The sequence below is a fragment of the Pseudomonas sp. RC4D1 genome (assembly GCF_018390395.1).
GTDB lineage: Bacteria > Pseudomonadota > Gammaproteobacteria > Pseudomonadales > Pseudomonadaceae > Aquipseudomonas > Aquipseudomonas danubii.
The window spans coordinates 670,850-696,757 of the sequence record NZ_JAHBAW010000001.1; the positions used below are offsets into that span (position 1 = coordinate 670,850).

A 25,908-nucleotide genomic window follows, 5' to 3' on the forward strand; every position below is an offset into this window, starting at 1 on the left:
GAAGCGGGTCAGACCCGGAAGCGCCCCACCAGGCTTTGCAGGTGAATTCCCAACCGCGCCAGCTCGGCGCTGGAGGCCGCGGTTTCTTCGCTGGCCGATGAAGTCTGTTCAGACACATCACGCACATTCAACACGCTGCGGTTGATCTCTTCCGCTACCGCGCTCTGCTGCTCGGCTGCCGCGGCGATCTGCTGGTTCATCGCCTGGATGGCCGACACGGTGCGGGTGATGTTCTCCAGCGACCCCCCGGCCCGGCGGGTCAGTTCAACGCTGCTGTCGGTGAGACTGCGGCTGGTGTCCAGGGTGCTGGCCACTTGCTGGGTGCCGCTTTGCAGGCCGACGATCAGCTCGGCAATCTCTTCGGTGGATTGCTGGGTGCGCTGGGCAAGACTGCGTACTTCGTCGGCAACCACGGCGAAACCACGTCCGGCTTCACCGGCCCGGGCCGCTTCGATGGCGGCGTTGAGGGCCAGCAGGTTGGTCTGCTGGGCCACCGACTTGATGACATCCAGTACGCTGCCGATCTTGTCACTTTCCTGCTTGAGGTGGCCCATGGCTTCGGTGGAGTGGCCTACCTCGCTGGCCAGGCGCTCGATCTGGGCTATGGCCTCGTTCACCACGCGATCACCCTCGCGGGCCTGCTGATCGGCGGCTACAGCGGCCTCTGAGGCTTCTTCGGCATTGCGCGCGACTTCCTGCACCGTGGCGGCCATTTCGTTCATGGCCGTGGCCACCTGATCGGTTTCCACCTTCTGGCTGTTGACCCCGGCGCTGGTCTGCTCGGTGACGGCCGATAACTGTTCGGCGGCGCTGGCGATCTGGGTCACGCCGTCGCTGATGCCTCCGATCAGTTCCCGCAAGCCGAGGGTCATGCGTTGCATGGCTTTCTGCAGTTGGCCAAGTTCATCGTGGCGATCCACTGCCAGGTTCTGGCTGAGATCGCCGGCCGCCACACGTTCGGCGGCCTTGAGGGTCTGTTGCAGCGGCTGGATGATCTGTCGAGTGATGGCCCACGAGGCAATCAGGCCAAACACCAACGCCAGTACCGTGGCAATCAGCAGGGTGCTCTTGGCCTGGCTGGCATCGCTGTCACGCTTGGCGGTCTGTACGCTGGTCAGTTGGTTGCTCAGTGTCATCAGCCGGTCGCCCTGGGCAGCCATGCGCAGGAGGGCCGCGGCACTGGCCTCTTCGGCGTCGCTGAAGTTGCTGACGGCCGCTCGGTAGGCTTTAAGCGAGTCACTGGCCTGCTGCAGGTTGGCAATGTGCTGCTCCGGCAGGCGGGTCGGCAGGCTGGTGAGGTTGTTCAGCGCGTTATCGATGGCATCCAGAGCCGGCTGTTTGGCTGCCGGCTTGGCGCTATAGGTGTAGCCACGCACCTGGAAGCGTGCCTGCTGGATCAGTTTGGAGAGGTCGATGACGCTGTTGAACTGAGCCACGCTGTCGCCTTGCAGCAGCGACTTCTCGACCTCGGTCACACGGGCCACGGCATTGTCGGCACTGGCGCCGAGCTGGGCCCGGGCGGCCTCGCGGCTGGTAGTGGCGCGGGTCATGTCGGCAAAGGCTTTCTGGTACTCGGCCACGGCGCTCAGTTGCTGGTCCAGCATGGCAATGCTTTCAGGTTGCTGCAGTTGCTCACGGGCAGCCCGCAGACCTTCGTCGAGTTGTTTGAGTATGTCGTTGACGGCGGCCGGGCCTTGGTCGCCATGGTGCATCTCGTAGTTGAGACGGGCGATGCGCAGGTCTTTGGTCATGCCATAGAGCGTGGAGATGTTGCCCAGTTTGTCGCCACGGTCGATCACTCGGCCCAGGCCGGTCCAGCCAGTGGCGGTGATCAACAGGGTCAGAAGCAGTACCAGGCCGAAGCCGATACCGAGTTTGCGGCTGACGCTTACATTTCCCAGGTTCCTGGCTAGCCAACGGTACATGCTGCGAACTCCCTTTTAGCAAGATGGGCTTAACCATAGGCTATCGGCGGGAGCGGTGGATTCTGTAGGTAGATGGCTAATTGATATTGCGGGTGAAAGCTCCGGCTGGCACGGAGCCTTTGCTCAAAACAGGCGTGAGAGGAGTGCTGTGACGGCGGTTTCGACCCGCAGGATGCGTTCACCCAGTTGCACCGGTTGCAGGCCGGCCTTGGCCAACAGATCGATCTCGTAGGGGATCCAGCCACCTTCGGGGCCGATGGCCAGGGTGACCGGTTCATCCAGGCCGCGGGGGCAGGGCGGGTACTGGCCGGGGTGTCCCACCAGGCCCAGGGTGCCTGCGCTGAGGGCCGGCAGGCGATCCTCAACGAAAGGCTTGAAGCGTTTTTCGATGACCACTTCAGGTAGCACGCTGTCGCGAGCCTGCTCCAGGCCGAGAATCAGCTGTTCACGAATGGCACCGGGTTCCAGGAATGGGGTTTGCCAGAAGCTCTTTTCCACCCGGTAGCTGTTGACCAGCACCAGCCGTGGCACGCCCATGGCGGCGACGGTCTGCAGCACTCGACGAAGCATCTTCGGGCGTGGCAGGGCCAGCACCATGGTCAGCGGCAGCTTGGCCGGGGGGGGCTGGTCCAGGGTGATTTGCAGCTCGGCTTCGGTGGCTTCCAGGCGCAGCACCTGGGCTGAACCCATCAGCCCGCCGATACGCCCGACCCGCAGGCTGTCGCCCACCGTTACCCGATGCACTTCCTGCATATGGGTCAGGCGCCGGTCGCGCAGCACCACCAGGTCGGCCGCGATGAAGTCGGCCTCTTCCAGAAGCAGCAGGTTCACGCTTGGGTCGCTGGCGGCTGGTCGTTGTGATCGTCAGCCGGGGCATCGTCCGGGTGGTCGCCGCGCTTGCTGATCAGCCCGCCAAACAGCACGCCAACTTCGAACAGCAGCCACATGGGCACGGCCAGCAGGGTCTGGGAGAAGATATCCGGCGGGGTGAGAATCATGCCCACCACAAAGCAGCCAATGATCACGTAAGGCCGGATCTTCCTCAGGTAGGCCACGTTGACCACGCCGATCCACACCAGCAGCACCACCGCTACCGGGATTTCGAAAGCCACGCCGAAGGCGAAGAACAGGGTCATGACGAAATCGAGGTAGCTGGTGATGTCGGTCATCATCTCCACGCCGGCCGGAGTGGCAGCAGCGAAGAACTTGAAGATCAGCGGAAACACCAGGAAGTAGGCGAAGGCCATGCCGATGTAGAACAGCAGGATGCTCGACACCAACAGCGGTACGGCGATGCGCTTCTCATGCTTGTACAGCCCGGGTGCGATAAAGCCCCAGATCTGATGCAGGATCACCGGGATCGCCAGGAACAGCGAGACCATCATGGTCAGTTTCAGCGGGGTGAGAAACGGCGAGGCGACATCGGTGGCGATCATCGTCGCACCCACCGGCAGGTACTGGCGCAGTGGCGTGGAGACGATGGTGTAGATCTGCTGGGTGAAGGCGAACAACCCGGCGAAGATGATGAAGATCGCCGCTACGCAGCGCAGCAGGCGGGTACGCAGCTCGGTGAGGTGCGACACCAGCGGCATGTGTTGGTCGTTCTCTGGGATATCGCTCATGGGGCTCGCGGCGGCAAAGTGGGGTCGTGGGGGGCCGTGGTGGCGGGTGTCGCCACCGGGGCCGCAGGCTCGGCAATCGGAGTCGTTGGCAGCGGCGCTTCGGTCACAGGGGCCGTTTCAGCTACCGGCGTGGAGCTTGGCGAGTGAATCGTCTGCTCGGCAATCGGTTCGACCGGAGTCGGTTGCTGCTGGGTCGGGGCGAGGATCTTCCGCGCTTCCTGCTCTAGGGACAGAATATGCTCGTTGTGCAGTTGCCGGCGGATTTCGTCGGCCCCGATTTCACGTTCAACTTCCTGTTTTATCGCGTTGAAGCTGCGCTTCAGGCGCCCGACCCACAGGCCGGCGGTACGCGCCGCGCCAGGCAGGCGCTCGGGGCCGAGCACCAGCAGGGCCACCAGGCCCACCAGCAGCAGTTCAGAGAAGCTGATACCAAACATTAGTCAGTGCTCACGAGTCTTTGCGGGTCGGCTCTTCGACTTTCTGGGCCTGCACGTCGATGGTGTGTGGCTGGTTCAGCGGCGCGCTTTGCTGTGGCTGAACCGGTGGCACGGGCTGTGCCGCTGGCGGTACTACGGGCTCGGCGGGCTTTTCGTCGTCGTTCATGGCCTTGCGGAAGCCCTTGATCGATTCGCCGACGTCGGTGCCCAGGTTCTTGAGCTTCTTGGTACCGAATACCAGTACCACGACCACCAGGATGACGATCCAGTGTTTCCAGTCAAAAATGCCCATGCTGCGTTTCCTCTTAGAAAGTTGTTCAGGCGGACGGGCGCGAGGCTTTCTCGGCGTGTCCGGACAGACCGAAGCGGCGGTCCAGCTCATCGAGCACGGCCTGGGGATGCTGCCCCAGCTGCGCCAGCATGACCAGTGTGTGGAACCACAGGTCCGCGGTTTCATAGATCACATCGCTGCAGTCACCGCTGATGGCGGCGTCCTTGGCGGCGATGATGGTTTCCACCGATTCTTCACCGACTTTTTCCAGAATCTTGTTCAGCCCCTTGTGATACAGGCTGGCCACATAGGAGCTGTCGGCTGCGGCGTCTTTACGCTCTTCCAGCACTTGGGCCAGACGGGTGAGGGTATCGCTCATGTCAGTGTCCTGCAGAATAAATCGCGTGCGGGTCCTTGAGGACCGGTTCGACGGTTTTCCACTCGCCGTCTTCGTAGACGCGGTAGAAACAGCTGTGGCGGCCGGTGTGACAGGCAATGTCGCCGATCTGCTCGACCATCAGGATGATCACGTCAGCGTCGCAGTCCAGGCGCATTTCATGCAGCTTCTGCACGTGCCCGGACTCTTCGCCCTTGCGCCATAGCTTGCCACGGGAACGTGACCAATAGATGGCGCGGTTCTCGGCAGCGGTCAGGCTCAGGGCCTCGCGGTTCATCCAGGCCATCATCAGCACGCGCCCGGTCTTGTGATCCTGGGCGATGGCCGGCACCAGGCCGTCCGCATCCCACTTGATCTGGTCCAGCCAATCTTTCATTTTCGACTCCGACAACCGGGCTCAACCCGCTGGTGACGCCTCGGCGATTTCGACAGTTTGCCAGCAGGTCGCGCCACTGGCTATCGGCGAACGATCAGATACAAACCCACCGCAATCATGATGCCGGCAGGCCAGTGGCCCAGCTCCTGCAGCGGACCGCCGGCGGCCAGAACGGCGCCGCCACCCAGATGGGCGGTGCCCAGCAGGCGCAGGAACCAGTCGTCCTTGCGCTTGTGCCAGGGCGCCGGAGGGTTGGCGGCGTGGGGCTGCGACATGCGTTCCAGCAGGTCGCGGGTCATGTTGGCCAGGTGGGGGAGCTGTTCGATCTGGTTGTGGATATTGCCGAACACGGCTTTCGGGCTGACCCGTTCGCGCATCCAGCGTTCGAGGAAAGGTTGCGCGGTGTTCCACAGGTCCAGGTCCGGGTACAGCTGGCGGCCCAGGCCTTCAATGTTGAGCAGGGTCTTCTGCAGCAGCACCAGCTGCGGCTGCACTTCCATGTTGAAGCGCCGGGCGGTCTGGAACAGGCGCATCAGTACCTGGCCAAAGGAAATGTCCTTCAACGGCTTTTCGAAGATCGGCTCGCACACGGTGCGAATCGCCGCCTCGAATTCGTTGAGCTTGGTTTCCGCCGGGACCCAGCCGGAATCAATATGCAACTGGGCCACGCGGCGGTAGTCGCGCTTGAAGAAGGCGAACAGGTTGCGCGCCAGGTAGTCCTGGTCTTCCGGGGTCAGGCTGCCAACGATGCCGCAGTCGATGGCGATGTACTGCGGGCTCCAGGGCTGCACGGTGCTGACGAAGATGTTGCCCGGGTGCATGTCGGCGTGGAAGAAACTGTCGCGGAACACCTGGGTGAAGAAGATCTCCACACCACGCTCGGCGAGCATTTTCATGTCGGTGCGCTGGTCGGCCAGGGTTGCCAGATCGGTCACCTGAATGCCGTAGATGCGCTCCATCACCAGCACTTTCGGCCGGCACCAGTCCCAGTAGACCTGGGGCACATACAGCAGCGGCGAGCCTTCGAAGTTGCGCTTGAGCTGGCTGGCGTTGGCCGCCTCGCGCAGCAGGTCGAGCTCGTCGTAGATGGTTTTCTCGTAGTCGCTGACCACGTCCACCGGGTGCAGCAGGCGCGCGTCGGCCGAAAGCTTTTCCGCGGCGCGGGCGAGAATGAATAGCCACGCCAGGTCTTGGGCGATGATTGGCTTGAGCCCGGGGCGGATCACCTTGACCACCACTTCTTCACCGGTCTTGAGCTTGGCGGCGTGGACCTGGGCCACCGAGGCCGAGGCCAGCGGCTCGATATCGAAGCGGCTGAACACGTCGCTGATCTTCTTGCCCAGTTGCTCTTCGATCAGGGCCACGGATTTCTGCGAATCGAACGGAGGCACCCGGTCCTGCAGCAGCATCAGTTCGTCGGCGATGTCTTCCGGCAGCAGGTCGCGGCGGGTGGAGAGGATCTGCCCGAACTTGATGAAGATCGGCCCCAGGTCCTGCAGCGCCAGGCGCAGCCGGGCACCGCGGCTCAGTTCCAGCGGCTTGCGCGGGAACCAGCGCCAGGGCAGGGCGAAGCGCAGGGCCAGGAGAAACCAGGGCAGGGGCAGGGCAAACAGCAGGTCATCGAGGCGGTAACGGATCACGACGCGCTGGATGCGCAACAGACGGCGGACGGCAAGCAGCTTCATGCGTTATCGCTTGGGTCAAGGGAGCGGGAAAGGCGCTCGAAGCGCGCCTCAAGACGTTCCAGGTCGAGTTTGGCCTGATCCAGCTCACGAAAGCGTGCTTCGGCTTCGCGCTGACCCACCAGGGTGCGCGATTCTTCGGCGAGGAATTCGGCGAGGTTCTGATTCAGGCTGGCAAATCCTTGCTGATACCAGCGGGCGCGGCTGCGCACATGGCCACTGAACAGTTGGGTGGCCACGGGGCCCAGCCACCGGGACAGTTCGTATTCCCAGTCCAGCTCCAGGTCCTGGAGGATGGCCGCCAGGTCCAGCAGCACGCCGCTGTCGCCTTCCAGCTCTACTTCGGGGCTGTGCAGGATCGCGGTCTTGTCCTTGCTCAGTGCCAGGCGCATCAGGCTTGAAGCCGGTGCGCGGAGGGTGCAGTCAGGGTCCGCAGCCCACTGGGAGGCCAGCATCAGGCCTTCGTCGCTAGGCAGGATGAACAGCTGCAATGCCGGGTTGCGGCAATCCACTGCGATCACCTTGCCATTGAGGTGCTGCAGGCGCGGCAGGGCCGTACTGTCCAGACGCAACACCCGATTGATGCCGGTCTCGACGCTGGCGAGCAGGCCGCTGAGCAACATCAGGGCTTGATGCCGCGGTGCAGGGCGACGATGCCTGCGGTCATGTTGTGATAGGTCACGCGGTCGAAACCGGCCTCGACCATCATCGACTTCAGGGTTTCTTGGTTGGGGTGCATGCGGATCGATTCGGCCAGGTAGCGATAGCTCTCCGAGTCGTTGGTGATCAGCTTGCCGGCCAGGGGCATGAAGGCGAACGAATAGGCGTCGTAGACTTTGGACATCAGCGCGTTGGTCGGCTTGGAGAACTCCAGAACCAACAGTCGGCCGCCGGGCTTGAGCACTCGCAGCATGGAGCGCAGGGCGTCTTCTTTATGGGTGACGTTGCGCAGGCCGAAGGCGATGGTCACGCAGTCGAAATGATTGTCCGGGAAGGGCAGTTTTTCCGCATCGGCCTGGACGAATTCGACGTTGCCGGCCACACCCAGGTCCAGCAGGCGGTCGCGACCGACCTTGAGCATGGACTCGTTGATGTCGGCCAATACCACTTGGCCAGTAGGGCCTACCAGGTGGGAGAAGCGCTTGGTCAGGTCGCCAGTGCCGCCAGCGATGTCCAGTACGCGATTGCCGGCGCGTACGCCCGACAGCTCGATGGTGAAGCGTTTCCACAAACGGTGCATGCCGCCGGACAGTACGTCATTCATCAGGTCGTACTTGGCCGCTACCGAGTGGAACACTTCTGCGACTTTTTCCGCCTTCTGGCTTTCAGGAACGTTCTTGAAGCCGAAGTGCGTGGTGGGTTCGGCATCGCTGCCTTTGCGCTGATCAGTCATATCGCTGTCACCAAAAGAGAATGCGCGACATTCTAATGCCGGTGGCGGTCTTTGTCTTGGCAAGGCTGAATGTAAGATAGCGATCCGCCGGGACGTTTTGACGCACTCAGGGTCAAGATGCTTCAGGCAAGTCCCGAAACAGCAGGAGTCCTTCAATGGCCCGTATTAGTGTTGAACGTGCCCATGGCCTGGGTAAGCAGGTGGCCCGTGAAAAGGCCGACAAACTGGCGCAGAAACTCGCCGATCAGTATGGCCTGGAGCCGCAATGGGCAGGGGATACCCTGAATCTCAAGCGCTCAGGCGTCAAAGGCGCGGTGCATGTGGGCGAAGAATCGATCCGTATCGATGTGGAACTGGGGCTGTTGATGTCCGCCATGAGCGGCACCATCAAGTCGGAAATCGAAAAGGCCCTGGACAAGGCCCTGACCTGAGTCCACCCGCAGGAGCCGGCTTGTCGGCGCATCGCAGGCACTGCAACGGTGCCAGGCAAAGCGCATCGCCGGCCAGCAGGCTCCTACATGATTTGATGACATTCGTTAGGGTGCCGATTCTAATTTTTCTCTTTAGGTTGTGCCTCAGGTCCTCTTTCCGAGGGCAGTTCCTCAAACCTTCTGCGCGTGAGGTGCACCATGGCCAAAGTAATTCTGAAGAAAAAAGTTGATGTTCAATCAACAGCTCTGAGCGAAGTCAAAACCTATGCCCGCAAGATCTGGCTGGCAGGCCTGGGTGCCTACGCCAAAGTTGGCCAGGAGGGCAGCGACTACTTCCAGGAGTTGATCAAGGCTGGTCAATCCGTTGAAAAGAAAGGCAAAAAAGTTGTCACTGAACAACTTGAAGCTGCCAACAGTCAGATTGATAGCGTTAAAGGGGATGTCAGCACTCTTAAAGGCAAAGTCGAAGTGCAACTGGATAAAGTCGAGAAGGCTTTTGACACGCGCGTCGCCAGTGCCTTGAATCGTATCGGCATTCCGTCTAAACATGACGTTGAGACACTCTCTGCTAAGCTCGATGAGCTGACGGCGTTGCTCGAACGTGTCGCGCGTAAACATTAAGGAGAACGGGATGGCTGGTAAAAAGAATACTGAAAAAGAAGGCAGCTCGTGGATCGGGAAAGTCGAAGAGTACTCCCGTAAAATTTGGCTTGCTGGTTTAGGCGTGTACTCGAAAATCGACTCTGACGGCAGCAAGCTTTTCGAGACACTGGTCAAGGACGGTGAGAAAGCCGAGAAACTGACCAAGAGCGTAGTTGGCAAGAAAGTGGATGCTGCCAAAGACTCCGCAAGTTCCGCCAAGTCGCGCATCAGCGACGTCAAGGACCGCGCCCTGGGCAAGTGGGATGAACTGGAAGGCGCTTTCGACAAGCGTTTGAACAGTGCCATCTCGCGTCTGGGCGTACCGAGCCGCAATGAGGTCAAGGCGCTGCACGACAAGGTCGATACCCTGACCAAGCAGATCGAGAAACTCACAGGTGCCAAGGTCGCGCCGGTTGCGGCCAAAACCGCTGCCGCCAAACCGGCGGCAAAACCTGCTGCCAAACCACTGGCCAAGCCTGCCGCCAAACCGGCAGTCAAGGCCGCCGCAAAACCTGCCGCCAAGCCAGCAGCGAAAACAGCGGCCGCCAAACCGGCAACCAAACCCGCCGCCAAGCCCGTTGCCGCCAAGCCAGCGGCCAAACCCGCTGCCAAGCCAGCGGTGAAAGCCGCCGCCAAACCCGCTGCGAAGCCGGCCGTGGCGAAAAAGCCTGTAGCCAAGAAGCCTGTAGCAGCCAAGCCCGCTGCAGCAGCCAAGCCTGCAACTGCGGCACCAGTGGCCTCGGCCAACTCGGCGAATTCCGCCGCAGCACCTGCCCCGGCTGTAACTCCGACTGCAGCGCCAACTCCAGTGACGCCAAGCAGCCAGTCCTGATTACATCAGGCACACAAAAAACGCCCGGCCTGCGAAGGTCGGGCGTTTTTTATTGGGGAGCCATCGGCTACCCCTGTTCATCCAGGTAACGCAGGGCCATCTGTTCCGTGGCCAGTTTTGCCGGTGGCAGCAGGTGCGGCGCCACCAGCATCATGATCTGGTAGACCACCAGGCGTACTTCGCCTTCGCGATCGAGAATCCGTTGGTAATCCAGTGAGAACAGCAAGGTCATGGTGATCTGTTCCACCAGCTGGCCCAGGGCTTGGGTGCCGCTGACCAGTTGGCCTAGGGCCTTGAGCCGAGCCAGCAGGGAAGCCAGGGTGCGCTTGAGGGCGTTGAGCAGATTGCGAATGCCTTTGGCCAGTTTCGGCAGGCGTCCCGCAAGGTTGGAGAGGTCCTGGAACAGAAAGCGATAGTGGGCCAGGCGCTCGACAATCAAGTGTAGGAACAACCAATAGTCTTCCGGCGCCAGTTGGGCATCGGACGGAGGGTCCAGCAGCGGTGTCAGCTCGTTCTGGAAACGCTCGAACAAGCCGAGCACCAGAGGTTCCTTGCCATGGAAGTGGTAGTAGAGGTTGCCGGGACTGATCCCCATTTCATTGGCCACCTCCATGGTGGAGACATTGGGCTCGCCCTTCTGGTTGAACAGTTGCAGGGCACATTCGAGTATCCGGTCGCGGGTCTTCATCCTGACTTCTTGTCGGTCCATTGAGGGGTACGACTCCAGCGGCGGAGTCGTGGTGCAAAGTGTCTTCAGCGCACGCGCACGTAGGTGCCTGGAGCAGCCTCCATCGGTGGGTAGTTCTGGTTGCCCAGGGTGGTCAGGGTTTCCCGCTGCGCTCCGGAGTGTTCCTGAACCCAGGTCAACCATTGGCTCCACCAACTACCGTCGACGTGTTTGGCGTCGTAGTACCAGGCTCGAGGGTCGCTGCTGAGCTTGTGGTTCTCCACGTAGTTGGCCTTGGGGTTGCTTGGTGGGTTGAGGATGCTCTGCACGTGCCCGCTGTTGGACAGTACAAAGCGTTTCTCGCCTCCCAGCAGCAGGGTCGAGCGGTACACCGCGTCCCAGGGCGTGATGTGGTCGTTGATCCCGGCCACGCTGAAGCTGTCCACCGTGACCTTCTGCAAGTCGATCGGTGTGCCGCAGACTTCCAGTCCACCCTCGTGGCTCAGCGGGTTGTGCTTGAAGAAGTCCAGCAGATCGCCGTGCAAGGCGGCGGGCAAGCGGGTGCTGTCGTTGTTCCAGTACAGGATGTCGAAGACCGGCGGCTCCTTGCCCAGCAGGTAGTTGTTGACCCAGTAGTTCCAGATCAGGTCGTTGGGGCGCATCCAGGCAAACACCTTGGCCATGTCGCGGCCGTCCAGCACCCCTTGCTGGTAGGAGCGACGCTTGGCTGCCTCCAGGGTTTTCTCATCGGCAAACAAGGTGGCCGGGCTGTCCAGCTGGCTGTCCAGCAGACTCACCAGGTAGGTGGCGCTGGCGACCCGGCGCAGTTGCCGCTTGGCCTGCAGGTGGCCTTGCAGGGCGGCGATGGTCAGGCCGCCGGCGCAGGCGCCCACCAGATTGACTTCCCGACTGCCGGTAATGGCGCGAGCGACATTCAGTGCCTCTTCGGCCGCTTCCACATAGCTCGACAGGCCCCATTCGCGATGGCGCACGTCCGGGTTGCGCCAGCTGATCATGAACACCTGCAGGCCGTTCTTCAGCGCGTACTGAACGAAGCTGTTGGCCGGGCTGAGGTCGAAAATGTAGTACTTGTTGATCTGTGGCGGCACGATCAGCACTGGCTTGGCGTACTGTTTTTCGCTCATGGGGCTGTACTGGATCAGTTCCAGCAATTCATTGCGAAACACCACCGAACCCGGGGTTACGGCCAGGTTCCGGCCGACTTCGAAGGCGTGTTTGGTCACCTGGCTGGGCAATCCGTTGTTGTGCAGCAGGTCATCCACCAGGTTGCTGATGCCGCGCACTACGCTGTTGCCACCGGTGTTGAAAATCTCCTTGAGGGCCAACGGGTTGAGCAGGGTGTTGGAGGGCGCCACGGCATCATTGAGCAGGGAAAAGGCAAAGTGTGCCCGGGCCCGGTCGTCCTCGCTCATTGTGCTCTCGTCGATCCAGTTCCGGACTTGCTTCTGCCAGCTCAGGTAAGCCTGCAGACCCCGTTTGTAAAAAGGGTTGAGGGTCCAGGCCGGGTCGGCGAAACGGTTGTCCTTGGGGTTGGGTTTGTGCAGGGTTTCCCCCAGCAGCACGCGTCCCAGCTGGCCGCCCAGCGCTAAGGTATGACGGGCGCTGTGCAACGGATTACGTAGACTGTGGGCCGCGAGGCTGCGCAACGTGGAAAGCAGATCCCGGCCGCGCAGACCGGTGATCGCACTCTGTGCGTTGATATAGGCTGCGGGGGAGGGCAGCGAGCCCTGCGCAGGTTTGTCTTGCATGAGTCAACACTCCTTCGTCAAACCACTAACAAGCAGACCAATCCAAGACAGACAACATAGTCGGTCCTGGCCCTTCTTGCGCGCGACGATCCTGTCGACAGGTATCTTTTACTTCACGGGACGCAAAGGTTGGGGATGCGGATGCATCACTGCCCTTTGTCGTTCCTCCTGGAGGAACTTCATGATGATGGGGGCAACGGCCTCGGCCCGGGTGATCAGGAACAGGTGGCCGTCATCGATGATGTGCAGCTGGGCGTTGGGAATTCGCCAGGCCAGCATACGCATGTTGACCAAGGGGATCAGCGGATCGTCATCACCGGCCAGCACCAGGGTCGGCTGGCGGATCTTGTGCAGCCAGTGAATGCTGGTCCAGCCCAGGCCGGCGAACAGCTGCCAGTAATAGCCCAGCTTGCCGGCCGAGCGCACCTTGGCCGCGTGTTCAGCGGCCAGGTTCGGGTCGCGGCGGAAGGAGCCGCCGTAGATCAGCGGGGCGATGCGCATTACGTGGGAGGGCTGCACGTAGCGCCGCGGGCTGGCCATCATCCACAGCACTTTGGGCTTGCCGGGGACCATGAAAGCGCCGGCGGCGGTGGCTGCCAGCACCAGCTTCTTGCAGCGCTCCGGGTAGTCGTAGGCGAATTGCTGGGCCAGGGCCCCGCCCCATGAAACGCCCACCGCGTTGACCTGGCCATAGTCCAGGTAATCGAGCATGCGTGCGGTCAGCTTGGCCAGGCCCGGGAAACGATAAGGCCGGCTTGGGGTCGAGGAGCCGCCAACCCCCGGGACGTCGAAGGCAATGACCTCCAGGTCCGGGTCCAGGGCTTGGACGAAGGGGAACACCAGCTCCAGGTTGGCGCCGATACCGTTGAAGATCAGCAGCGGCGTCAAGTGAGGCTTGCCGGGGCGTACCGCAGTGCGGATGGTCTGGCCGTCCAGATCAACGGTACGGAAGATGAAAGAGTGTGGCATGCCGTAGCCCTGTGAATTGAACCATTGGAGGAGCCTTCCCGGGCGTCCTCCGGATTTCCTGAGGCCAGGCCTCGTACCAAGAATAGGGCTTGGCGGCACCTCCTGGCGCCGCGTCGTTTACTACCTGGGCTCAACGTTCGTGGACGTAGGTCCCCGGTGCAGCCTCGGCGGCTGGGTATTTCTTGTTGCCCAGAACACTGGGTGCCGCTTTCAGTTCGCCCGAGCGCTCGGCTTGCCAGGCTTGCCAGTGCAACCACCAGGAGTCGGTGTGCTTGACCGAGTTTTCCTGCCACTGATCGGGACAGGCAGGGATATCGCTGCTGGTCATGTAACGCGCTTTCGGGTTGCCTGGCGGATTGAGGATGCTCTGGATATGACCGCTGCTGGACAGCACGAACTCCACATTGCCGCCGAACAGTTGCGCCGACTTGTAGCAGGACTTCCACGGGGTGATGTGATCGTTGGTGCCGGCCAGGGAGAAAATGTCGGCCGTGACCTGCTTCAGGTCGATCGGCGTCCCGCACACTTCCAGTGCATTGGGGCGGATCAGCGGATTGTTCTTGAACATCTCGATCAGGTCGCCGTGGAACGCGGCAGGCAGGCGGGTGGTGTCGTTGTTCCAGAACAGGATGTCGAACACCGGCGGCTCATTGCCCAGCAGGTAGTTGTTGACCCAGTAGTTCCAGATCAGATCGTTGGGGCGCATCCAGGCGAACACTTTGGCCATGTCCCGGCCTTCGAGGACGCCGGCCTGATAGGAGTGGCGCTTGGCCGCTTCCAGAGTCTGCTCGTCGACGAACAGGGCTACCTGGGTATCCAGGGTGGTATCGAGCACGCTGACCAGCAGGGTCAGGGCATTGACCTTCTTCTCCCCCAGCGCTGCATAGTGGCCCAGCAAGGCCGTGCAGGTGATGCCGCCGGAGCAGGCACCGAGCATGTTCACGTCTTTGCTGCCGGTGATCGCGGTCACCACGTCGACGGCCTCTTTCAGGGCCTCGATATAGGTGGACAGGCCCCATTCCCGCTGTGCCTTGGTGGGGTTGCGCCAGCTGACGATGAAGGTCTGCACATTGTTGCGCAGGCAGAACCGCGCCAGGCTCTTGTCCGGGCTGAGGTCGAAGACATAGAACTTGTTGATCTGCGGCGGCACCACCAGCAGTGGGCGTTCATGCACCTGCTCGGTGATCGGCCGGTACTGGATCAGTTCCAGGACATCGTTGCGAAACACCACAGCCCCTTCGCTGGTGCCCAGGTTCTTGCCGACTTCGAAGGCGTCCATATTCACCTGGCTGGGCATGCCGCCGTTGTGCACCAGGTCCTTGGCCAGGTGGGACAGGCCGTCGAGCAGGCTCTTGCCGCCGGTTTCGAAGAAGCGTTTGACTGCGGCAGGGTTGGCCGCGCTGTTGGTCGGGGCCATGGCCTCGGTCATCAGGTTGATCACGAAGTGGCCGCGGCTGATGTCCTGTTCCGACAGGCTGCTGTCGCCGATCCAGTCATGGAGCTCTTTGCGCCATGCCAGATAGGTTTGCAGGTAGCGTTTGTACAGCGGGTTCTGGCTCCAGGCCGGATCGTTGAAGCGACGGTCGTCGCTCTCCGGTTGCAGCGTCGACTTGCCGAACATCACGTTCTTCAGTTCGAGGCCGAAATGCGCAACGTGCTTGACGCTGTGGATGGGTTGTTTGATGGCCTGGGCAAGCACCATTCGAGCAGAGGTAAGCAGATCCTTTCTACGCAAGCCGATGACCGGATTGAGCCCCAGGGTGTTTTCCGAGGCTTGGCGTTTCAGGTCATCGTTATTCTTGTTACTCATCTACGACGCTCCATTGTCCTGAGACGAGTACCGGACCTGCTGTGCAGTCACACAGCACGATGCCAGGTACTACTGCTCGGGTGACCGTTAATTGCGCACCGCTGCCTTACAGGCTCGCAAAACTCTGCAGGGAACTTGCCAGCTCCATTGGTTACCCGAGTTTAATTTTTTTCGCAAGCAGGCCATTCATTGGCCATACAGCCCAGCATTCAAACAGATGGAATTAGAAAATGCCCTCTAAACAGTCGGAGGCTTGAGTTAGAGCATCAGCTTGATGACGGACTGATTCGGATCGCGGGTTTTTCCGGCGGCTTTGAGCTCCGCCAGATAATCGTTCCACAGATCGTCCTGGCGCAGCGCCAACTGATACAGGTATTCCCAGGTGAACAATCCGCTGTCATGGCCATCATCGAAGGCCAATTTCAGTGCGTACTGGCCAGCCGGTTCAACCTTGCTCAGGCCCACGCCTAGCTTGCCGAACTGGAGGATGGGTTTGCCGTGGCCCTGGACCTCGGCGGAGGGGGAGTGCACCCGCAGGAATTCTGCAGGCAGCTGATAGACCTCGTCTGGCCCATAGGTCAGGGTCAGGGTTTTCGAGGCTTTATGCAGGTTGATGCCGGTGGGGAGTTTGCTCATGACCTGTAGTCCTTCCGGTAGGAGCCGGCCTGTCGGCGATCGGGTTTGGCCCTATCGCCGACAGGCCGGCTCCTACGTGGGTAGTGAAGGCTTACAGGATATAACGGGACAGGTCTTCGTTCTGCGCCAATTCGCCCAGGTGGCTGTTGACGTAGGCAGCATCGATACGGATCGGCTCTTCGTTATGGGCGCTGGCCAGGTCACCGGCGCTGAACGATACCTCTTCCAGCAGGCGCTCGAGCAGGGTGTGCAGGCGACGGGCACCGATGTTCTCGGTCTTCTCGTTGACCTGCCAGGCAATCTCCGCCAGACGCTTGATGCCGTCGGGCAGGAACTCGATATTCAGGCCCTCGGTCTTCAACAGCTCCCGGTACTGCTCGGTCAGCGAAGCATGGGGCTCGCTGAGGATGCGCTCGAAGTCTTCCGGCGACAGTGCCTTGAGCTCCACACGGATCGGCAGGCGGCCTTGCAGCTCTGGCACCAGATCGCTGGGCTTGCTCAGGTGGAAGGCGCCGGAGGCAATGAACAGGATGTGGTCGGTCTTGACCATGCCCAGCTTGGTGTTGACGGTGCAGCCCTCGATCAGCGGCAGCAGGTCGCGCTGTACGCCTTCGCGGGACACGTCGACGCCGCCGGAATTGCCGCGCTTGGCCACCTTGTCGATCTCGTCGATGAACACGATGCCATGTTGCTCGACGGCCTCCAGGGCCTTGGCTTTGAGTTCCTCATCGTTGACCAGGCGGCTGGCTTCTTCGTCGCGCACCAGCTTCAGCGCTTCCTTGACCTTGAGCTTGCGGCTCTTGCGCTTGCCCTTGCCCATGTTGGCGAACAGGCTTTGCAGCTGGTTGGTCATTTCTTCCATGCCTGGTGGCGCAGAGATGTCGACACCACTGATTTCCGCTACTTCGATCTCGATTTCCTTGTCGTCCAGTTGGCCTTCGCGCAGGCGCTTGCGGAACAGCTGGCGGGTGTTGGAGTCCTGGGCTGGCGCTTCATCGCCGCCAAAACCCGTGCGTGCCGGTGGCAGCAGGGCATCGAGGATGCGTTCTTCGGCGGCGTCTTCGGCGCGGTGGCGAACCCGGATCATCTCCTGTTCGCGGAACATCTTGATCGCCGCGTCGGCCAGGTCACGAATGATCGATTCAACGTCGCGGCCGACATAGCCGACCTCGGTGAATTTAGTGGCTTCGACCTTGATAAAGGGGGCATTGGCCAGTTTGGCCAGGCGCCGGGCGATTTCGGTCTTGCCGACACCGGTCGGGCCGATCATCAGGATGTTCTTGGGGGTTACTTCAACGCGCAGCTCGGCCGGTAGCTGCATGCGGCGCCAGCGGTTACGCAGAGCGATAGCGACGGCGCGCTTGGCATCGTCCTGGCCGATGATATGGCGGTTGAGTTCGTGGACGATTTCGCGGGGTGTCATGGACATAGTAATTGGCGGTCCTCAAGCAAGAATGAATGCCGTGGCGCGAGCGCCGTAACAGGCTTATTCCGCGAGATCCTGCTCCTCGATGGTTTGAGTGTGGTTGGTGAATACACAGATGTCGCCGGCGATACCCAGGGCGGTCTCGACGATTTCACGGGCCGACAGGTCGGTCTTCTTCAGCAAGGCGCTGGCTGCGGCCTGGGCGTAGGCGCCGCCGGAACCCATGGCGATCAGGCCGTCTTCGGGCTCAACCACGTCGCCGTTGCCGGTGATGATCAAGGAAGCGTCCTTGTTGGCGACAGCCAGCATGGCTTCCAGGCGGCTCAGGGAGCGATCGGTGCGCCATTCCTTGGCCAGTTCAACAGCGGCTCGCACCAAGTGACCCTGATGTTTCTCCAGCTGGCCTTCGAAACGTTCGAACAGGGTGAAGGCGTCAGCGGTGGCCCCGGCAAAACCGGCGATCACCTGGCCGTGGTACAGGCGACGGACTTTTTTCGCGTTGCCTTTCATCACGGTGTTGCCGAGAGATACCTGGCCGTCGCCGCCCATGACGACTTTGCCGTGGCGGCGGACTGAAACGATGGTGGTCAAGGGGAAGTCTCCACACAGCGGGGCGAAAGTGCCCTGATGGAAACTCATATGGGGGTGGCTGAGCGTTTTTCAACTGGAGGCTGTAGCGGGGGACCGGCGGTCTTTGTTGCAAGCTGCAAGCGCTTCGCGGGCAAGCCCGCTCCTACGGCGCGTTGTGCAGGAGTGGGCTTGTTCGCGATCAATCGTGTAGCCGTCGGCTTAGCGGCTCTGGCGCTGTTGTAACAACAGGTTGCTGAAGCCGGCACCGGCCAGTTGTTTCTGGGCCACGGTCAGTTGTTCACGGTTGCTGAACGGCCCCACCAATACCCGGTACCAGGTTTCGTCCTTCACCGTGCCGGATTCCACCGCCACCGATTGGCCCAGCAGGATGATCTGCGCCCGTACCTTGTCGGCATCGGCCTGCTTGCGGAACGAGCCGGCCTGGAGGAAGAACTTGGTCACCGGCGCCGCCTTGGCCACCGGTGGCGCTGGCGGTGGGGTGATGCCGGCCAGGGCCGCCTGGGCCCGGGCGGTGTCGATCTTCGCCGCTTCCGCCGGGGTCACCGGGGTGGTGGGCACCGGTGGCACTTGCGGCGTCGGCAGGGTTTTCTCCGGCACGGCCTCGGGCGGCACTATCACTTCCGATTCCGGCAGCAGGGTATAGAAGTCGTACTTGGGCTTCACCGGTTGCTGCGGGCTCGGCGGGGTCTTGTTGGCCTCGGCGATCTTGCTGGCTTTCTGCTGTTCGATCTTCTCGCGCTTGACGCTGTCGCCGCCCTTGCCTGGTTCGAGCTTCATCAGGAATACGATGAAGGCGCCAATGGTCAGGCCGATGGCCAGCCACAACCAGCCCGGAATCGGCTTCTTGGCCGGGGCCTGGTAACGGCTGGCGCCACGCTTGGGTGCAGGTTTTTTCTTGGCAGCCAACTTACATTTGCTCCAGGACTTTGAGGCCCAGCAGTTCCAGACCTTGCTTGAGGGTGCGACGGGTCAGTTCGGTGAGGCGCAGGCGGCTGTGCATCTGCGTCGGCGTCTCGGCCGCCAGGATCGGGCAGTTCTCGTAGAAGCTGGAGAACAGCCCGGCCACGTCGTACAGGTAGGTGCAGAGGATGTGCGGCGTGCCCTTGTCGGCGACGTTGTTGAGGATCTCGCCGAACTGCGCCAGCTTGGCCGCCAGCTCCAGTTCCTGGGCCGCGTGCAGTTCGATCTGGCCACCGACTTCGCTGAAGTCCTTGCCCAGCTTGCGGAACACACCGGCGGCGCGGGTGTAGGCGTACAACAGGTAAGGGGCGGTGTTGCCTTCGAAGTTGAGCATCAGGTCGAAGTTGAAGCTGTAGTCGCTGGTGCGGTGCTTGGACAGGTCGGCGTATTTCACCGAGTCGATGCCCACTACCTTGGCGATGCTGCGCAGGTCGGCTTCCGGCAGTTGCGGGTTTTTCTCTTTGACCAGGGCGTAGGCGCGTTCTTCGGCTTCGGTCAGCAGGTCGATGAGTTTTACGGTGCCGCCGTCGCGGGTCTTGAACGGACGGCCGTCAGCGCCGTTCATGGTGCCGAAGCCCATGTGTTCCATCTCCATCGGATGGGTCACGAAGCCGGCCTTGCGGGCGACGGCGAACACTTGCTGGAAGTGCAGGGCCTGGCGCTGGTCGACGAAGTACAGGGCGCGATCGGCCTTGAGCTTGCCGCTGCGGTAGCGCACGGCGGCCAGGTCGGTGGTGGCGTACAGGTAGCCGCCGTCGGCCTTGACGATGATCACTGGCAGCGGTTCGCCTTCGGCGTTCTTGAACTCGTCGAGGAACACGCACTGGGCGCCGTTGCTCTCCACCAGCATGCCCTTGGCCTTGAGGTCGTTGACCACATTGATCAGGTCGTCGTTATAGGCGCTTTCGCCCATGACGTCGGCCATGGTCAGCTTGACGTTCAGCAGCTCATAGATCTTCTGGCAGTGGGACAGGGAGATGTCCTTGAACTTGGTCCACAGCTCAAGGCAGTCCGGATCGCCGGCTTGCAGCTTGACCACCAGGCTGCGGGCACGATCGGCAAAGGCTTCGGATTCGTCAAAGCGTTGCTTGGCGGCGCGGTAGAAGTTCTCCAGGTCGGACAGCTCGTCGCTGGTGATCGGGTTCTCTTCCAGGTAGGCCATCAGCATGCCGAACTGGGTGCCCCAGTCGCCGACGTGGTTCTGGCGGATCACTGTGTCGCCGAGGAACTCCAGGACCCGTGCCACGCCGTCGCCGATGATGGTGGAGCGCAGATGGCCGACGTGCATCTCTTTGGCCAGGTTTGGCGCCGACATGTCGACCACGGTGCGTTGTGCCGGGCCGGTCTTGCGCACGCCCAGGTGTTCGTCGCCGAGGGCGGCGTCCAGGCGCGCAGCCAGGGCTTGGGTGTTCTGGAAGAAGTTGATGAAGCCCGGGCCGGCGATTTCTGCCTTGCTCAGGTCTTCATGGGCCGGCAATGCGGCAATGATTTTTTCCGCCAGGTCGCGAGGCTTCATGCCGGCGGGCTTAGCCAGCATCATGGCGATATTGCTGGCGAAGTCACCGTGGGTCTTGTCGCGAGTGTTTTCGACCTGGATCGCCGGCGTCAGGCCTTCTGGCAACACACCTTCGGTGACGAGTTGGGTGATGGCTTGCTGGATGAGCTGGCGAATGGTGTCTTTCATGGTCTTCTCGTTCGACCGCTGGCGCGGCGGCGCTTCGGTGCGCGGGTGGAAAAACTGGGCATTATCCGTTGCTGAAGCGGGCTTGCCAACTATAGAGGGCTGCTGAGGGATCGGTGGTGGCTACTGGGTCCCGTCCGCGGGCGAGCCTGCTCTTGTGGGTTGGCTGCCATCTATCGTGGGAGCCGGCCTGCTCGCAAAGGCGCGATGTTGATCAATACAAATCCACCGGGTCCACATCCAGCGACCAGCGCACCTGGCGCCCGCTGGGCATTTGCTCCAGCACCAGCAGCCAGCTGCTGAGTAGCCGGTGCAGCGGTGCCCGGGCGTTGGCCTGCAGCAGCAATTGTGCACGGTAACGTCCGGCGCGCCGCTCCATCGGCGCCGGCACCGGGCCCAACAGTTCGATGCCGCCCAGGTTCTGTTCCGTCAGCAAGCGCTCGGCTTCGCCGCAGGCTTCGTCCAGAAAACCTTCGGCCTGGCCTGGCTTGTGGGCTTCGGCCCGCAGCAGCGCCAGATGGGCGAAGGGTGGCAGGCCGGCGGCGCGGCGCTCGCTCAGGGCCTGCTCGGCAAAGGCGAAGTAGCCCTGTTCGGTCAGTTGCACCAGTAGCGGGTGGTCGGCGAGGTGAGTCTGGATGATCACCTTGCCCGGTTCTTCGGCGCGTCCCGCGCGCCCGGCCACCTGGACGATCAGTTGCGCCATGCGCTCGCTGGCACGGAAGTCGCCGGAGAACAGGCCGCCGTCGGCATCGAGGATCGATACCAGGGTGACCCGGGGGAAGTGGTGCCCCTTGGCCAGCATCTGGGTGCCCACCAGGATGCACGGATGACCTTTCTGGATGGTGGCGAACAGTTGGTTCATCGCATCCTTGCGTGAGGTGCTGTCGCGGTCCACCCGTAGTACCGGGTAGTCGGGGAAGAGTATTCCCAGGCGTTCTTCCGCCCGCTCGGTCCCGGCACCCACGGGGCGCAGGTCGACCTTGCCGCATTGCGGACAGTGCCGGGGCACGCGCTCGACGTGGCCACAATGGTGGCAGCGCAACTCGCCTGAGCGCTGGTGCACGGTCATCCGGGCATCGCAGCGCTGACATTCAGACATCCAGCCGCAGTCATGGCAGAGCAGGGTCGGAGCGAAGCCCCGGCGGTTGAGAAACACCAGCACTTGCTGCCCGGCGGCCAGGGTCTGACCGATGGCTTGTTGCATGGGGCCTGAAATACCGCTGTCCAAGGGGCGACTCTTCACATCCAGGCGCAGGAAGCGTGGCTGTTTGGCGCCACCGGCCCGCTCGTTCAGGCGCAGCAGGCCATAGCGACCGGTGTAGGCGTTGTGCAGGCTTTCCAGGGATGGGGTGGCCGAGCCCAGGACAATCGGGATGTTTTCCTGGCGTGCCCGCACCAGCGCCAGGTCCCGGGCGTGGTAGCGCAGGCCTTCCTGCTGTTTATAGGAGCCATCGTGCTCCTCGTCGATGATGATCAACCCGGGATTCTTCATCGGGGTGAACAGGGCCGAGCGGGTGCCGATGATGATATCGGCTTCGCCATCCCGGGCCGCGAGCCAGGCGTCCAAGCGTTCCCGATCATTGACCGCCGAGTGCAGCAGGGCGATGCGTGCGTTAAAACGTTGCTCGAAGCGCGCCAGGGTTTGCGGCCCCAGGTTGATCTCCGGGATCAGCACCAGCGCCTGCTTGCCGGCTTCCAGGGTCTCGCGGATCAGTTGCAGGTAGACCTCGGTCTTGCCGCTGCCGGTGACGCCAGCCAGGAGAAAGGCGTGATAACTGTCGAACCCGGCGCGGATAGCCTCGTAGGCGGCTCGCTGCTCGCTGTTGAGCGGCAACTCGGGCTGGGCCAGCCAGTGTTCGTGGCGCACGCCCGGAGCGTGCTTGCGTACTTCCACCTGCACCAGGTCCTTGGCCAGAAGCAGATCCAGGCTGTCCTTGCTCAGCATCAGCTTGCTCAGCAATGCATGGGGCACGCCATGGGGATGCTGGGCCAGGGTTGCCAGGGCTTCACGCTGGCGCGGGGCACGGGCGATGCGTGGGTCATCAAGGCGGGCGCCAGGGGCAATCGACCAGAAACGCTCCTGGCGGGCCTCGGCCAGCTCTCCCTGGCGCAGTAGCACCGGCAGCGCCCAGCTCAGGGTGTCGCCCAGGCTGTGCTGATAATACTGGGCGGTCCACAGGCACAGCTTGAACAGGGCGGGTGGCAGTGGCGGGGTGGGGTCCAGCAAGGCCAGCGCCGGCTTGAGTTTCTCGGCCGGGACTTCGCTGTGATCCGCCACTTCCACCAGAATGCCGATCATTTCCCGACGGCCGAACGGCACCCGCAGGCGCATGCCCGGATGCAGCTGGGCGCGCAGCACGCCGGCGGGTGCACGGTAGTCGAACAAGCGGCGCAGGGGCGAAGGCAGGGCGAGGCGCAGAATGGCGTCGGGCACGCGGGAAAATCTCGTTGAGCGGACAGTAAATAAGCCCCGGAGCCTAACAGAGGCGCTCTGGAGTGTCCTGCACAAGCGTGTACGGCTCCGGTTCCTGCGACCTTTGAGCTGTGCCGGGACGGCCGTCGTCGCTTACGGAACGGCAAACCGGGTGCTGTCAAGGCTGCTCGGGGTTTTTCTGATGGAGTGCAGTCAGGATCTCTTGCGCGATTGACGGGGTCTGGTAGAATTCGCGCCCTAATTCGTGCGGTATTCAACAATAGTGTTGGGTGGCGGCACGCTAGCCTGAGGAATACACCATGAAAGCCGATATCCATCCAGTATACGAAGCCATTACCGCCACTTGCAGCTGCGGTAACGTCATCGAAACTCGCTCCACCCTGGCCAAGCCTCTGAGCCTGGACGTGTGCAACGAGTGCCACCCGTTCTACACCGGTAAGCAAAAGACTCTGGACGTTGGCGGTCGTGTCGACAAGTTCAAGTCGCGCTTCGGTGCTTTCGGCGCAACGAAAAAGGCCTGAGGCTGATCGTTCTGGAAAGCCGTTACCGACTTTCCTCGCTGATGAAAAAGGCGTCCCTAGTGGGCGCCTTTTTTGTGTCTGCGATTTGGCTGACCACCGCCGAGGCGTTTTGCCCGGTACCGAAGGGACTGATTCCTGCAACCGTGCAGCGGGTGGTGGATGGCGACACGCTGCGCCTCAAGGATGGCCGCAGCGTACGCATGATCGGCCTCAATGCGCCGGAGCTGGCCGCTAAAGGGCGGTCGGCCGAGCCTTTCGCGGTGGCGGCGCGGCAACGCTTGCAGCAATTGGTGACGCAGAGTGGTGGTCGAGTCGGTTTGTTGCCCGGGCGTGAGCGGCGTGATCGCTATGGCCGGACGCTGGCTCATGTCTATGGTGCCAATGGCATCAACTTTGAGGCGCGCTTGATCGCTGAAGGGCTGGCCTACCAGATTGCACTGGCGCCGAACGTCGCCCTGGTGGCTTGTCAGCAAGCCGCTGAAAAACATGCGCGCCGAGCCGGGCTGGGGCTCTGGCGGCGTTCACCTGTACTGAAAGCGGAGCAGATTCGCGGTTCGGGTTTTGTTGTGCTTGAAGGGCGTGTGAGCAAGGTGCAGCGCAATCGCGGGGGTGTTTGGATCACATTGCGGGGCGCGGTTGTATTGCGCATTGCACCCAATGTCCTGGAGCGTTTTGATCGTCGCTGGCTCAAGGGGCTTTCGGGGCAGCGAATCGAGGCTCGCGGCTGGGTGGTGGAGCGCTCGCGTCGAGAGGGTTCCACATCGGGTGGGGCGCGCTGGATGTTGTCAGTGACCGACACTTCTATGGTCAGACGTCTCTGATAAAGAAAAATTGTAGACATTTTTTAATTGGATTGTGAACAGTTGAAAGCCTTGTGCACCGTGGCTCTTGGCCCAAAGTCGTACGCTACAGGCCTTGACAGGGGTGACTGGGCAGTCTTGTAGGGACTATGCGACACGCGTATCCTCGGCGGTCCGTCTGTCCAACAGTAAAAAGCGGAATGCCCACATGTCTGATTTGAAAACTGCCGCTCTCGAATATCATGCCAATCCTCGTCCAGGAAAGCTGAGTGTCGAGCTCACCAAGGCCACTGCTACCGCTCGTGATCTGGCGCTGGCCTACAGCCCCGGCGTAGCCGAACCGGTACGCGAAATCGCTCGCGATCCGGAACTGGCCTACAAGTACACCGGCAAAGGCAACCTGGTTGCCGTCATTTCCGATGGCACCGCGATTCTCGGCCTGGGTAACCTCGGCCCACTGGCCTCCAAGCCTGTGATGGAAGGCAAGGGCGTACTGTTCAAGCGTTTCGCCGGCATCGATGTATTCGACATCGAAGTCGACTCCGAAAGCCCGCAAGCCTTCATCGACACCGTCAAGCGCATCTCCATCACCTTCGGTGGCATCAACCTGGAAGACATCAAGGCCCCAGAGTGCTTTGAGATCGAGCGCGCTCTGATCGAGCAGTGCGACATTCCGGTCTTCCACGATGACCAGCACGGCACCGCGATCGTGACCGCAGCCGGCATGATCAACGCCCTGGAAATCGCTGGCAAAACCCTGTCCGACGCCAAGATCGTCTGCCTGGGTGCCGGTGCTGCCGCCATCTCCTGCATGAAACTGCTGGTGAGCATGGGTGCGCAGATCGAGAACATCTTCATGGTTGACCGTACCGGTGTGATCCACTCGGGCCGTGACGACCTGAATCAGTACAAGGCCGTGTTTGCCCACGCTACCGACAAGCGCACCCTGGCCGATGCCCTGCAAGGCGCCGACGTGTTCGTGGGTCTGTCCGGTCCGAACCTGCTGAGCGCTGAAGGCCTGAAGTCCATGGCGCCGAACCCGATCGTGTTCGCCTGCTCGAACCCTGATCCGGAAATCGCTCCAGAGCTGGCTCACGCCACCCGTGATGACGTGATCATGGCCACTGGCCGTTCGGACTACCCGAACCAGGTGAACAACGTTCTGGGCTTCCCGTTCATCTTCCGTGGCGCCCTGGACGTTCGCGCCAAGCGCATCAACGAAGAAATGAAGATCGCTGCAGCCAACGCCCTGCGTGAACTGGCCAAGCTGCCAGTGCCTCAGGAAGTGTGCGACGCCTACGGCGGCATCAAGCTGGAATTCGGTCGTGAGTACATCATTCCGAAGCCAATGGATGCCCGCCTGATCACCGTGATCTCCGATGCCGTGGCCAAGGCTGCCATCGAGACCGGCGTTGCGACCCTGCCGTATCCGAAGAACTACCCGCTCAAAAGTGTGGATGATGTGTTCAACGGCTAAGCTGTTGTAGCGTCATGCAAAAAGCCCCGGCTCTCGCGAGCCGGGGCTTTTTTGTGGGCGCTTTGCGCCCTGTCATGGCCTTGCCGTAGGGGCGGGCTCGCCCGCGAAGAGGCCGATAAACCAGGTAAGACACCCATCGACCTGCGCTGGCCAGCTGGC

At 61.8% G+C, this 25,908-nt stretch carries 26 protein-coding genes and 1 pseudogene; 6 read left to right on the forward strand and 21 right to left on the reverse strand.

All coding sequences use genetic code 11. The features are described 5' to 3' along the window. Positions 1–8: 8 nt before the first annotated feature. The 11 genes and pseudogenes from KHO49_RS31425 to ubiE all read right to left on the reverse strand — a co-directional run bounded on the left by KHO49_RS31425 (position 9) and on the right by ubiE (position 8,103). Positions 9–881, reverse strand: a complete 873-nt coding sequence (locus KHO49_RS31425) for a methyl-accepting chemotaxis protein (protein WP_371826193.1) — start codon at positions 879–881, stop codon at positions 9–11. Then, positions 867–1,925: pseudogene (locus tag KHO49_RS31430) on the reverse strand (methyl-accepting chemotaxis protein); the annotation flags it as partial. The pseudogene KHO49_RS31430 and the gene KHO49_RS31425, both read right to left, overlap by 15 nt. Before the next feature lie 123 nt (positions 1,926–2,048). Beyond that, entirely contained in the window at positions 2,049–2,756 is a 708-nt protein-coding gene (locus KHO49_RS03115; RefSeq protein ID WP_213664599.1) for a 16S rRNA (uracil(1498)-N(3))-methyltransferase, read from the reverse strand. Continuing rightward, positions 2,753–3,547, reverse strand: a complete 795-nt coding sequence (gene tatC / locus KHO49_RS03120; RefSeq protein ID WP_102862780.1) for a twin-arginine translocase subunit TatC — start codon at positions 3,545–3,547, stop codon at positions 2,753–2,755. Before tatC ends, KHO49_RS03115 begins: the two co-directional genes overlap by 4 nt. Further along, complete coding sequence (gene tatB / locus KHO49_RS03125) at positions 3,544–3,984, reverse strand: Sec-independent protein translocase protein TatB (protein WP_213664600.1); 441 nt, start codon at positions 3,982–3,984, stop codon at positions 3,544–3,546. Before tatB ends, tatC begins: the two co-directional genes overlap by 4 nt. Before the next feature lie 10 nt (positions 3,985–3,994). Continuing rightward, a complete protein-coding gene (locus KHO49_RS03130) occupies positions 3,995–4,276 on the reverse strand; it encodes a twin-arginine translocase TatA/TatE family subunit (protein WP_011058797.1) in 282 nt (93 codons plus the stop codon). A gap of 25 nt (positions 4,277–4,301) precedes the next feature. After that, positions 4,302–4,634 (reverse strand): phosphoribosyl-ATP diphosphatase, encoded by a 333-nt coding sequence (locus tag KHO49_RS03135; RefSeq protein ID WP_011058798.1) that lies wholly within the window; start codon positions 4,632–4,634, stop codon positions 4,302–4,304. Between the two features lies 1 nt (position 4,635). Then, positions 4,636–5,028 (reverse strand): phosphoribosyl-AMP cyclohydrolase, encoded by a 393-nt coding sequence (gene hisI / locus KHO49_RS03140; RefSeq protein ID WP_011058799.1) that lies wholly within the window; start codon positions 5,026–5,028, stop codon positions 4,636–4,638. Positions 5,029–5,108: 80 nt separating this feature from the next. Then, a complete protein-coding gene (ubiB, locus tag KHO49_RS03145; protein ID WP_102882094.1) occupies positions 5,109–6,713 on the reverse strand; it encodes a ubiquinone biosynthesis regulatory protein kinase UbiB in 1,605 nt (534 codons plus the stop codon). Then, positions 6,710–7,333 (reverse strand): ubiquinone biosynthesis accessory factor UbiJ, encoded by a 624-nt coding sequence (locus KHO49_RS03150; protein ID WP_102882093.1) that lies wholly within the window; start codon positions 7,331–7,333, stop codon positions 6,710–6,712. The genes ubiB and KHO49_RS03150 overlap by 4 nt, the downstream gene beginning before the upstream one ends. Then, positions 7,333–8,103 (reverse strand): bifunctional demethylmenaquinone methyltransferase/2-methoxy-6-polyprenyl-1,4-benzoquinol methylase UbiE, encoded by a 771-nt coding sequence (ubiE, locus tag KHO49_RS03155; protein ID WP_011058802.1) that lies wholly within the window; start codon positions 8,101–8,103, stop codon positions 7,333–7,335. The genes KHO49_RS03150 and ubiE overlap by 1 nt, the downstream gene beginning before the upstream one ends. A gap of 155 nt (positions 8,104–8,258) precedes the next feature. Here ubiE and KHO49_RS03160 point away from each other — a divergent pair, with 155 nt between their 5' ends. From KHO49_RS03160 to KHO49_RS03170, 3 genes are all read left to right on the forward strand, one after another. Then, positions 8,259–8,534, forward strand: a complete 276-nt coding sequence (locus tag KHO49_RS03160; protein ID WP_102862786.1) for a polyhydroxyalkanoic acid system family protein — start codon at positions 8,259–8,261, stop codon at positions 8,532–8,534. Between the two features lie 198 nt (positions 8,535–8,732). After that, positions 8,733–9,155: a phasin family protein gene (locus KHO49_RS03165; RefSeq protein ID WP_110651030.1), complete on the forward strand. Its 423-nt coding sequence runs from the start codon at positions 8,733–8,735 to the stop codon at positions 9,153–9,155. Between the two features lie 10 nt (positions 9,156–9,165). Beyond that, a complete protein-coding gene (locus KHO49_RS03170; RefSeq protein ID WP_110595387.1) occupies positions 9,166–10,008 on the forward strand; it encodes a phasin family protein in 843 nt (280 codons plus the stop codon). Between the two features lie 67 nt (positions 10,009–10,075). On the opposite strand, the gene KHO49_RS03175 is transcribed toward KHO49_RS03170, so the two are convergent. From KHO49_RS03175 to KHO49_RS03220, 10 genes are all read right to left on the reverse strand, one after another. Further along, entirely contained in the window at positions 10,076–10,696 is a 621-nt protein-coding gene (locus KHO49_RS03175) for a TetR/AcrR family transcriptional regulator (protein WP_102862789.1), read from the reverse strand. Positions 10,697–10,761: 65 nt separating this feature from the next. After that, positions 10,762–12,444: a class II poly(R)-hydroxyalkanoic acid synthase gene (gene phaC, locus KHO49_RS03180; protein WP_102882091.1), complete on the reverse strand. Its 1,683-nt coding sequence runs from the start codon at positions 12,442–12,444 to the stop codon at positions 10,762–10,764. A gap of 108 nt (positions 12,445–12,552) precedes the next feature. Next, positions 12,553–13,413 (reverse strand): poly(3-hydroxyalkanoate) depolymerase, encoded by an 861-nt coding sequence (phaZ, locus tag KHO49_RS03185; protein ID WP_102862791.1) that lies wholly within the window; start codon positions 13,411–13,413, stop codon positions 12,553–12,555. Positions 13,414–13,543: 130 nt separating this feature from the next. Further along, entirely contained in the window at positions 13,544–15,223 is a 1,680-nt protein-coding gene (gene phaC / locus KHO49_RS03190; protein WP_102862792.1) for a class II poly(R)-hydroxyalkanoic acid synthase, read from the reverse strand. A gap of 258 nt (positions 15,224–15,481) precedes the next feature. Continuing rightward, entirely contained in the window at positions 15,482–15,859 is a 378-nt protein-coding gene (locus KHO49_RS03195) for a gamma-butyrobetaine hydroxylase family protein (protein ID WP_213664601.1), read from the reverse strand. Positions 15,860–15,950: 91 nt separating this feature from the next. Further along, the gene (gene hslU, locus KHO49_RS03200) at positions 15,951–17,288 is read right to left on the reverse strand and encodes an ATP-dependent protease ATPase subunit HslU (RefSeq protein WP_110595389.1); all 1,338 of its coding nucleotides are present in this window, start codon (positions 17,286–17,288) and stop codon (positions 15,951–15,953) included. A gap of 57 nt (positions 17,289–17,345) precedes the next feature. Further along, the gene (gene hslV / locus KHO49_RS03205; protein WP_003186641.1) at positions 17,346–17,876 is read right to left on the reverse strand and encodes an ATP-dependent protease subunit HslV; all 531 of its coding nucleotides are present in this window, start codon (positions 17,874–17,876) and stop codon (positions 17,346–17,348) included. A 198-nt stretch (positions 17,877–18,074) separates the two neighbouring features. Then, on the reverse strand, positions 18,075–18,782 hold the full coding sequence (locus KHO49_RS03210; protein WP_016962745.1) for an SPOR domain-containing protein: 708 nt from the start codon (positions 18,780–18,782) through the stop codon (positions 18,075–18,077). 1 nt (position 18,783) lies between these two features. Continuing rightward, entirely contained in the window at positions 18,784–20,520 is a 1,737-nt protein-coding gene (gene argS / locus KHO49_RS03215) for an arginine--tRNA ligase (RefSeq protein WP_213664602.1), read from the reverse strand. A gap of 211 nt (positions 20,521–20,731) precedes the next feature. Beyond that, a complete protein-coding gene (locus tag KHO49_RS03220; protein WP_213664603.1) occupies positions 20,732–22,951 on the reverse strand; it encodes a primosomal protein N' in 2,220 nt (739 codons plus the stop codon). A 299-nt stretch (positions 22,952–23,250) separates the two neighbouring features. Between KHO49_RS03220 and rpmE the strand changes: the two genes are divergently transcribed. The 3 genes from rpmE to KHO49_RS03235 all read left to right on the forward strand — a co-directional run bounded on the left by rpmE (position 23,251) and on the right by KHO49_RS03235 (position 25,749). After that, complete coding sequence (rpmE, locus tag KHO49_RS03225; protein WP_011058815.1) at positions 23,251–23,472, forward strand: 50S ribosomal protein L31; 222 nt, start codon at positions 23,251–23,253, stop codon at positions 23,470–23,472. Positions 23,473–23,513: 41 nt separating this feature from the next. Next, a complete protein-coding gene (locus KHO49_RS03230) occupies positions 23,514–24,293 on the forward strand; it encodes a thermonuclease family protein (protein WP_110595391.1) in 780 nt (259 codons plus the stop codon). A gap of 187 nt (positions 24,294–24,480) precedes the next feature. Next, on the forward strand, positions 24,481–25,749 hold the full coding sequence (locus KHO49_RS03235; RefSeq protein WP_102862798.1) for a malic enzyme-like NAD(P)-binding protein: 1,269 nt from the start codon (positions 24,481–24,483) through the stop codon (positions 25,747–25,749). Positions 25,750–25,908 lie beyond the last annotated feature (159 nt).